Annotated in this window: 10 protein-coding genes and 1 pseudogene; 8 read left to right on the top strand and 3 right to left on the bottom strand. The window is 70.2% G+C overall.

All coding sequences use genetic code 11. The features are described 5' to 3' along the window. The 5 genes from KBX53_RS13345 to KBX53_RS13325 form a co-directional block, all read left to right on the top strand. Positions 1 to 1,543: DUF885 domain-containing protein (locus tag KBX53_RS13345; RefSeq protein WP_210859512.1), on the top strand; the 1,543-nt coding region annotated here is incomplete at its 5' end. A gap of 84 nt (positions 1,544 to 1,627) precedes the next feature. Then, complete coding sequence (locus KBX53_RS13340) at positions 1,628 to 1,951, top strand: PadR family transcriptional regulator (RefSeq protein ID WP_210859510.1); 324 nt, start codon at positions 1,628 to 1,630, stop codon at positions 1,949 to 1,951. Between the two features lie 3 nt (positions 1,952 to 1,954). Next, on the top strand, positions 1,955 to 2,482 hold the full coding sequence (locus KBX53_RS13335) for a PspC domain-containing protein (RefSeq protein WP_210859508.1): 528 nt from the start codon (positions 1,955 to 1,957) through the stop codon (positions 2,480 to 2,482). Positions 2,483 to 2,836: 354 nt separating this feature from the next. Next, a complete protein-coding gene (locus KBX53_RS13330) occupies positions 2,837 to 3,334 on the top strand; it encodes an MBL fold metallo-hydrolase (RefSeq protein WP_309140765.1) in 498 nt (165 codons plus the stop codon). A gap of 326 nt (positions 3,335 to 3,660) precedes the next feature. Then, entirely contained in the window at positions 3,661 to 3,873 is a 213-nt protein-coding gene (locus tag KBX53_RS13325; RefSeq protein WP_210859500.1) for a hypothetical protein, read from the top strand. Between the two features lie 192 nt (positions 3,874 to 4,065). Here the strand turns inward: KBX53_RS13325 and KBX53_RS13320 are convergent, their stop codons facing one another. Next, positions 4,066 to 4,590, bottom strand: a complete 525-nt coding sequence (locus KBX53_RS13320; RefSeq protein ID WP_210859498.1) for a hypothetical protein — start codon at positions 4,588 to 4,590, stop codon at positions 4,066 to 4,068. A gap of 262 nt (positions 4,591 to 4,852) precedes the next feature. On the opposite strand from KBX53_RS13320, the gene KBX53_RS13315 reads away from it, so the two are divergent. Then, on the top strand, positions 4,853 to 5,293 hold the full coding sequence (locus tag KBX53_RS13315) for a VOC family protein (RefSeq protein ID WP_210859496.1): 441 nt from the start codon (positions 4,853 to 4,855) through the stop codon (positions 5,291 to 5,293). A 99-nt stretch (positions 5,294 to 5,392) separates the two neighbouring features. Here the strand turns inward: KBX53_RS13315 and KBX53_RS13310 are convergent, their stop codons facing one another. Continuing rightward, positions 5,393 to 6,112 (bottom strand): SDR family oxidoreductase, encoded by a 720-nt coding sequence (locus KBX53_RS13310; RefSeq protein WP_210859495.1) that lies wholly within the window; start codon positions 6,110 to 6,112, stop codon positions 5,393 to 5,395. A gap of 168 nt (positions 6,113 to 6,280) precedes the next feature. Here KBX53_RS13310 and KBX53_RS13305 point away from each other — a divergent pair, with 168 nt between their 5' ends. Next, the gene (locus tag KBX53_RS13305; RefSeq protein WP_210859494.1) at positions 6,281 to 7,186 is read left to right on the top strand and encodes a LysR family transcriptional regulator; all 906 of its coding nucleotides are present in this window, start codon (positions 6,281 to 6,283) and stop codon (positions 7,184 to 7,186) included. On the opposite strand, the gene KBX53_RS13300 is transcribed toward KBX53_RS13305, so the two are convergent. After that, positions 7,160 to 8,071 carry an NAD(P)-dependent oxidoreductase gene (locus tag KBX53_RS13300; protein ID WP_210859493.1) on the bottom strand — a complete coding sequence of 304 codons (912 nt, stop codon included), beginning with the start codon at positions 8,069 to 8,071 and terminating at the stop codon, positions 7,160 to 7,162. The two genes, KBX53_RS13305 and KBX53_RS13300, sit on opposite strands and share 27 nt — an antisense overlap. Before the next feature lie 173 nt (positions 8,072 to 8,244). Here KBX53_RS13300 and KBX53_RS13295 point away from each other — a divergent pair. Continuing rightward, positions 8,245 to 8,615, top strand: a pseudogene (locus KBX53_RS13295) (hypothetical protein); the annotation flags it as partial.

Raw genomic sequence — 8,615 nt, 5'->3', positions numbered from 1 at the left:
GGATGTCGACGGGCTTACCGACTACAGCCCGGAGGGCCACCAGGCCCGCGCCGACCTCGCGGCCCGCGCCCTGCACGAACTCGAGACCGTGGGTGACGCACTGCCGGCCGCGACCGCGCTGCACGCCCACCTCGCCGAACGGCTGAGTGCGCGGATCGCCGTGCATGACGCCGGGGAGGACCTGCGCGAACTGCACGCGGCGGCCACCGGTCCGCTCCAGCTCATCCGCCAGGCCGTCGAGGCCGCGGTTCCGGGCCACGGCGCCGAGGGCGCGGCCTTCGAGGAGGGTTGGGCTCGTGTCTGCGCACGCCTGGCCGCGATCCCCACGGCCCTGGACGGGTACGCCCGCAGCCTCCTGCTTTCCGCGGAGCGCGGCAATGTGCCGGCCCGGCGTCAGGTGGAGCTGGTCACGCAGCGCTGTCGCACCTGGATCGACGACGATGTCGCCTTGGTGGATCGCTACGGCGATGGGCGTCAGCGGGCGTCGTTGCAGGCCGCAGCGACGGGCGCGCGAGCGGCGTACCAGAGACTGGCCGAGATGCTGCCCGCAGACCTGGCACCACGGGCCGTTGAGGAGGAGGCGTTCGGTCAGCAGCGGTACGCACTCTGGGTGCGTACCTTCCTCGCGGCCCGCCCTGATCTGCGCGAGTTGTACGACTGGGGCTGGGACGAGTTCCGAGCGACAGAGGCAGAACTGATCGCGGAAGCGAAGGCCCTGGGCGCGAGCGTGCCCGAGGTGCTCGCCTGGCTCGCCAGCCCCGACGCGCCTGGCACGCTGCACAGCAGGGAGGCATTCGGCGGGTGGTTGCAGGAGCTGTTGGAGGCCACCACCGAGCGACTGGACGGCGTACATTTTGACATTCCCGCCCCGCTGCGGCGCATCGAGTCGCGGTTGACCACGTCGTCCGGTATTGCCTACATCGGGCCGTCGCGGGACGTGGCGCGGCCGGGCCGGGTCTGGTGGTCCGTCCTCGAGGACGCGACGAGTTTCCCCACCTGGTACGCGTACAGCACCGCCTATCACGAGGGCGTTCCCGGGCACCACCTCCACCTCGGCTCCGAGGTCTGCCGGGGAGGCCTCGGACAGCGGCTGAACCTGCTCGGCGGCCTTGCCGGCAGCCAGGAGGGCTGGGCCCTGTACGCCGAGCGGTTCATGGACGAGCTCGGGCTCTACGACCAGCCGGGTGCTCGACTGGGCTATCTGTACATGCAGCTCCTGCGGGCGGCACGGGTCGTGCTCGACATCGGTCTGCACCTGCGGCTGCCGGTGCCGTCTGGTGACGGAGCAGTGTGGACGCCGGATGCTGCGCTGCAGCTGCTGCGGGACCGCTGTCATCAGGGGCCGTACGCGTCCGCCGAGCTTGCGCGTTACCTGGGCCGGCCAGGGCAGGCGCTGGCTTACAAGGTGGGTGAGCGCGTGTGGCTGGCAGGCCGCTCGTCCTTCCCCGGCGACCGGCGCGCATTCCATCGCTACGCGCTGGGGCTGGGTTCGCTGGGGCTGGACCAGTTGACGGCGGCCCTTGAGGTTGGCCGCGCGCCGTAGGGCGATCGCCAGGGGTGGTCAGGTGGTGTGCACGCCGCGCGCTCTGGCATTGTGATAGGTACCTTGCCATGACAAGGTAGTGGTATGCAGCCCGATCCGAAGCTCGTTGCGTTGCGGCGCGGCCTGCTCGAACCACTCGTCCTGGCTGCCGTCGAGTCCCAGCAGCGGTACGCGGCCGAGATCCTCGCCGCTCTACAGCAGGCAGGTTTTCCCGCCCAGGAGGGCACGCTGTATCCGCTGCTGAGCAAACTCCGTCGAGACGGGCTCGTGCACCACGAGTGGCGTGAGTCGCCGTCCGGGCCACCCCGGAAGTACTTCTCCCTCACGGATGCCGGCAGGGGGCAGCTCACCGCGTTCCGCGACTACTGGGGCGAACTGACCCTCATGATCAACACGATTGGACGATGATTCATGAACGAGCCGGTATCCATCCGCCTCACCGGGTATGTCGCGGCCTTCCCCGCTACCCCCGACGCGCGCGACGCCCTGCGGCAGTACCTCGACGACGCGCGACGCGCGCGGCGCACCGACCCGGACGCTGACGAGATCGTCCGAGACCTCGAATCAGCGATCGGCGACCGGCTGAGCGCTCGCACTGCCTCGGGCGACGACGCGGTGACCGGTGCCCGGATGACGGCGATCCTGGCCGAGCTGGGGCCGGTGGGCCCGGCACGCCCCGCGCCGCCGTCCGCCCAGGGGAGGTCGCGTGGCCGGTTCTGGTGTCGGATCAACGAGGGCACGTGGTTCGGCGGCATCTGTCTCGGCGTCGCGGCGTACGGCGAGTTCCGTGTCGACTGGGTACGAACCGTCGTGCTGCTGCTGACCCTGGTCACCGGTGGGCTGCTCGGCGTGGCGTACCTGGTCCTGCTGCTCGTGCTGCCCGTCGTCCCGACGGTCACCGACTACGAGCGCCAACGGGACGCACCGCGATACCCGTGAACCGACAGCGCACAGCCGGAAGGGACAGTCCCGCCCGGGCATGCGGCGCCGGCCCTTCAGGTGCGACGCTGCCGAGATGCGACAGGTCACAGTGCTCGGAAGTTGCGGTGGCTTCCCCGAACCCGGCCGCGCCTGCAGCGGTTTCGCGGTGGACTGGGACGGCTACCGCTTGGTGCTGGACCTGGGCTATGCCACGCTGCCGCGGCTGCTCGGACACTGGCCGGACGGCGTGCTGGACGCTGTCGTCGTCACCCATGAGCACCCGGATCACTGCGTCGACCTGCACGGTCTGTTCAGGATGCGGTTCTACGGTCAACCCGGGGGCCACGGCTGCCGTTGTTCTGCCCGCCCGGCGTGCTCGACCGGCTCAGCGGCTTGGAGCCCGATGTCGATCTACAGGCGGTCTTCGACCTGCACCCGTTACCCGGCGGGTACCGGGTCGGGCCGTTCGACCTGACCGGGCTGTCTCTCCCGCACTTCGTGCCCAACGCCGGCGTCCGGATCGCGGCCGACGGGATTGTCCTGGCCTACTCCGGGGACACCGGGCCGACTCCCGCGCTGGCCGAGCTGGGACGTGACGCTGACCTGTTCATCGTCGAGGCGACGGACCGCGACGGCGAGACGAGCCGTCCCACCCGAAACCTGTTGACCTCCACCGAGGCTGGTCGGTGGGCTCGTCGGGCGGGCGCCCGCCGCCTGATGCTCACCCACTTCTGGCCGGGCAACGACCGGGAGGTGGCGGTGTCGGCCGCGCAGGTGGAGTTCGGCAGTGCCGTTATGGCGGCTGAGGAAGGGCTCACGCTGATGCTCGGCACGCCAGACAGCGGATGCGCCTGTCGCCGCTGCGGCTGATCAGCCCCGTTTGTCGCTTGAAGGTCAAGGGGTCGCCGGGCCACACGGGCACCGGCAAGATGGTGGCGTGGAGACTGAGCCCGTCACAGCTGGCCGGGCGGTGTTCGTGGACGGGCTGGAGGGCTTGCCTGGCAGCTCGGGCGGCTGTCGCCTTGCCCTGACGTTGGCATGTCCGGTTCTTCTTCGTGCCGCTGACGTCTGGTGGGTTGAGGATGATGTGCTGTACGTCCGGCGCGGTGACGCCCCGGCGGTGGCGCATCGGGGTGGCCTCGAATGGCGTCGGCACTGGTAGCGCGCAGGGGCCTGGTTCCCGCTACGGTGTCGCTGTGTCTCGATTCAGCATGATGGCCCGCGTCGACATCCCCAGCGAGGTGGTCGACGCCGAAGCCTGGATCGCGCGATATCGCGAGTCGTTGACCTCAATCGCGGAGAGCGGCTGCGGCTGCTGCGTACGTGCGTGGCAGATCGAGGGACCGCAAGAGTTGGTCGACACGATCCCGCTGGTGCTCACGGCCTCGACGGAGTGGGATCGGGACTAGTCACCGCAGGGCCGCAGCTCGGCCAAGGGCCTCAGGTTTGCGGCGTACTGGTCGACGTCGAACGTCAACGTGCCACGATCTCCAACGTCGGGCAGCTGGCGACCGATGTCGGTCCACTGCACTTGCCGCTCCCTCGCGGCAGCCGGGCAGACAGCACGCCGCAGCCCCCAGTTTCGCAACTGGGGCAGGATGTTAGGGCCCTGGGATGCCGTAATCAGGGGTGTCACGCTCACGGTTCGGTGGATCGTGCCTCTCCCCGTGCTCATCGGACGGCATCATTCTGTCTATTTCTTCTAGGAGTTCTTGGTAGGACGGGCGTTCCGTCGGCTCTCTGCCCGCTGGTTCCGGTGCGTGCGCGCGGTCTTTCTCGGGTTGCGCGATTGACCGTTGACGTGGAGAGTCGCCGTCGGATCGTTTCGGTGGTCGCGGCGCTGGCGGGACATGTCGTGGCTGGGCGGGTCTTGTCCACTGTCGTCCGCTGATGTCCGGGCCTCGCTTCCTGCGCGATTCGTTCCACGCCGAGGGCATGATCGACAGGATCATCTCGATCAGGCGCAGGATGTGCGCGAGCAGCGCAGGGGTTTCCACATCACGTCCGTTCCTCCTCGCCTCTTCGGTTTGGAGGTGATAAATATGATAAGTTACGAAAATTGCTGCCAGGCTCATCAGAAGGCCGCCCGCGGTGCCTGCCAGGGCTATCCAGTCGGATATCTGCATGGATCGATTCTGCACGCCGGCCGCAACTGCCGATCTTGCGGTATCTCCCTGGTCGACAGCCCGGTTGCTGTGGCACACCAGATGCGGTGACCGCACGTCACCCGGCGAGCGTGCCGTCCGCATTCATGATCTGGTCCCGTACCAGCGGTGCGACAGCCGCGACGCGGCAGACGGTCTGCTCTGAATGTCGAAGACCGCCGGGTGGCTCCGTCCTCGGGGAGGATGCGGTCATCGTGATCGCAGCAGAGCAGGGAGATCCGGCATGGCGATCCAGCGGATGGACAACGTCCTCATCGTGGTCGAGGACCTTGACGCGGTCATCGCGTTCTTCGTCGAACTCGGCATGGAGGTGGAGGGGCGGGGGCCGGTCGAGGGGCGGTGGGTGGAGCGGGTCATCGGGATCGACGACGTCCGGCAGGAGGTGGCGATGCTGCGAACCCCGGACGGCCACGGCAAGGTCGAGTTGGCGATGTTCCACCGGCCGGCGGCGATCATCACGGCACCGAGGGACGCGCCGGCGAACACGCTGGGCATTCGGCGGATCATGTTCGCCGTCGACGACATCGAGGACGTGGTCGCCCGGCTGCGCGGCCACGGTGCCGAACTGGTCGGCGAGGTGGAGCGGTACGAGGACATCTTCCGGCTCTGCTACGTCCGCGGCCCCGAGGGCATCATCGTCGGCCTGGCCGAACAGCTCAGCTGACGCCGCCGTCGGTCGGCCCCCACCCGCACTACTTCACTGTTGTCGGGGCCTCAGCGAAGTAGTGCGGATCGTGGCGGCGTCACGCCGCCGACGGCGGGCTCAGGAGATCAGGGTGCCGCCGTCCACCGTCACCACGGTGCCGGTGGCGTAGGTCGCCCGCAGGAGGTAGACGAACGCCTCGGCGACCTCCTCGGGCTCACCCACCCGACCGAGCGGAAGGGACTCGCTGAGCTGCGCGTACATCTGCTCTCGGGTTTCTTCGGGCAGGGAGTCCCACAGCGGTGAGCGGATCACGCCGGCGGAGACGGCGTTGACCCGGATCGGGGCGAGTTCGACGGCGAGCGCGCGGACCAGCGCGTCGATCGCCCCGGTGATGCTGGCCGCTACCGACCAGCCCGCGTTGGGCCGGTGGTTGGCGGTGCCGGTGGTGAGGGTGATCGACCCGCCGGGGCGCAGGTGCGGCAGTGCCGCGTTGACCGCCGACAGGGATCCGAAGTAGCGCAGGTCGAAGGCGGTCCGGGCGGCGGCGAGGTCGAGGGCGTCGACGGCCATCAGCGCGAGGGGTTCACCGGCGGTGTAGACGAGGTGGTCGAACGAGCCGAGGTCGCGGAACAGCCGGGACACCGCACCGGGATCGGTGAGGTTGGCGACGTACCCCTGGGTGGTGGTCGGCAGGGTCGTCAGGGCGCGGTCCACGCTGCGCTGGTTGCTGGAGGCGACCACGACCTGGGCGCCCTCGCGGGCGGCGCGGGCGGCGGTGGCGAGGCCGATCCCCGAGGTTCCGCCGAGTACGACGACGCGCTTGTCGATGAGGGTCATGACCGTGTCCTTCCGGGTCGGGTGGTGGAGACGGCTACCACCGTGCTCCGCCGGGAACGTCCGCGTCCAAGACCTCTTTCACCTCCTGTGATGCCCGTTGGGCATCACTCCACTCATACCCGTCGGGTATCGTGGAACCGCCCGGAGCGGCAACCGGACGGGGGCGCTGTGGACGTCGATCTGCGCAAGCTCCGCTACTTCGTGGCGGTCGCGGAGGAGCTGCACTTCGGTCGGGCCGCCGCCCGGCTGCACATCGCCCAGCCGGTCCTGTCACGGCAGATCCGGGCGTTCGAGCACGAACTGCGCGCCGAGCTCTTCGTTCGGGACCGCCGCTCCACGGTGCTGACCGAGGCCGGTCGGCAGCTGCTGACCGACGCCCGTGCGCTGCTCGCCTCGGCGGAGGCCCTACGGCGGCGGGTGCAGCGGGCCGCCCACGGCAGGCCGACGTTCACCATCGCGTTCATGCCCGGCCTGCTCGTCACCGCCGACGCCCGCGCCATCGGCCAGCGACACCCCGACCTGGCCGTCAACGTCGTCCGGACCTCCTACGACGACCAGGCCGACATCGTCCGTGACGGGCGCGCGGACGTCAGTTACGTCCGGCTTCCGGTCGACCAGCGCGGCCTGCGCCTGCGGCCACTGTTCAGCGAACCCCGCGTCGTCGTCCTGCCCACCGATCACCGGCTGGCCGGCAAGGAGTCGGTCGACCTCGCCGAGCTGGCCGGGGAACGGCTCTTGCAGGACCCGGACGCGGTGCCGGAGTGGCGGGACCTGCCGAACCGTCCCATCGACAGCGACCCTCGCCCTCGGCCCGCGCTGAACTCCGTCGAGGAGAAGCTGGAGCATGTCGCCGCGTACGTCGGGACGGTGATCCTGCCGCTGTCGACGGCGACGTTCTACACCAGACCGGACGTCGTTCACGTGCCCGTCGCCGACCTCGGCCCCAACCAGGTGTGCCTGGCCTGGGCCGAGGACAACCGGTCACCGCTGGTGCACGAGTTCGTCGACCTCGCGGCGCCACCACCGGGTGATCGGCGCCAAGGAGGGTCAGGCGCTCCGGAAGGTCTCGCGTAGCGCCGGGTCCAGCGGGCGGCCACTCGTCGGCTCGATGAACAGGTCGGCGAGCAGCAGGTCGCCCAGGTAGGTCGGGTTCACTCCGGACTCCTTGCGGCCGAGGGCCTGCGCCGCACCGCCGAGTCGCAGGGCGGCCCGCGCCGCGCCGGCCGGCAGGCGGCCGACCCGGCGGGGCCGGCCGACCGCCGCGGCGATGCGCGCGAGCATGTCGTGCCAGCTGAGGTTCTCGTCGGCGACCGGGAGGTCCGCGCCGCTGGCCTGCTCCAGGGCGTCGGCGGCGACCTCGGCCACGCTGCGCGCGGAGGCCGCGGCGCTGCCGCCGACCGGGGCGACCAGCGGGGTACGCGAGCGCGCCCACCGGTTCAGCGGACCGGCCCAGTTGGGCAGCCGGTCGCCGGCCCGACCGAAGACGAAAGGCAGTTCGAGGACGGCGACCGGCAGGCCCTCGCCGGCGGCGGCCCGCCCCTCCCGGGCCTGCTCCAGGCGACACCGGATGTACGTGTGCCGCTCGGCCAGGCGCCACTGGGGGTGGAGCCGGTCGAAGTAGGTGTAGTAGGAGCCCATCACCACACCCCGGGTGAGACCTTCCAGGCGGGCGGCGGTGAACAGGCGTACCACCGGGTCGACGTTGTCGCGGCGGAACTCCGGATAGATCGGCTTGGGCAGCGGCCGTTGCTCGTCGGTGCGGGTGGCGTACACGACACCGTCGTGACCGGCGAGCACCTGCCGCAGGTCCTCGATCGAGGCGGACCCGACATCGAGCAGATGGTCGACGCCCGACTGGGCGGTACGCGCCACAGTTGTCGCGGCGTGGCCACGCTCCCGCAGGACGTCCACCACGTGAGCGCCGATCAGGCCGCTGCCACCCACCACGAGAATGCGCACGGTGCATCGTCCACTCTGGAACCCACTCCTTGTCAAGCGTCTGCCGCTGCGGCGGCGGCAGCCGACGGGCTGCTCCGGCGCGGGTCGACAACCGGTGAGGATGCCGTCCACACCCCGACATTCGCCTAGATTCGAGGGTGCGGGACACCATCACTGGCGAAACGGGGTTGAGGATGCCGGATCCGCGCGCTTTCTGGCTGGACGAGCAGTTCGACCGCGAGCACGGCGTCGAGGGGCGCGGCCGGTACGAGGCCGAGGTGCTGCGGCGGATCGACGACTTCGCCGACACCTGGGGCGACTTCGCGCCGGTGGCGTTCGCGGTGACGGCCTGGCGGCTGGCCACCGAGCTGTCGCCGGGCTTCGTCCGCTGGCACCGGCGGATCATCTCGGCGACCTGCGCCCGCAGCCCCTGGGACGGCAGCCTGGTCTGTGCGGTGACGGTGGCCTCCCGGTGGCCGGCCGAGCTGACCTGGACCAAGCAGTGGCAGCGCGACCGTGGTTGGCAGGACTGGCCCCAGATGTTCGGCCAGTTCACCACACCCAC

Source organism: Micromonospora sp. M51, from assembly GCF_018070305.1.
GTDB lineage: Bacteria > Actinomycetota > Actinomycetes > Mycobacteriales > Micromonosporaceae > Micromonospora > Micromonospora parva.
This window is presented reverse-complemented; position numbering and strand designations above follow the sequence as displayed.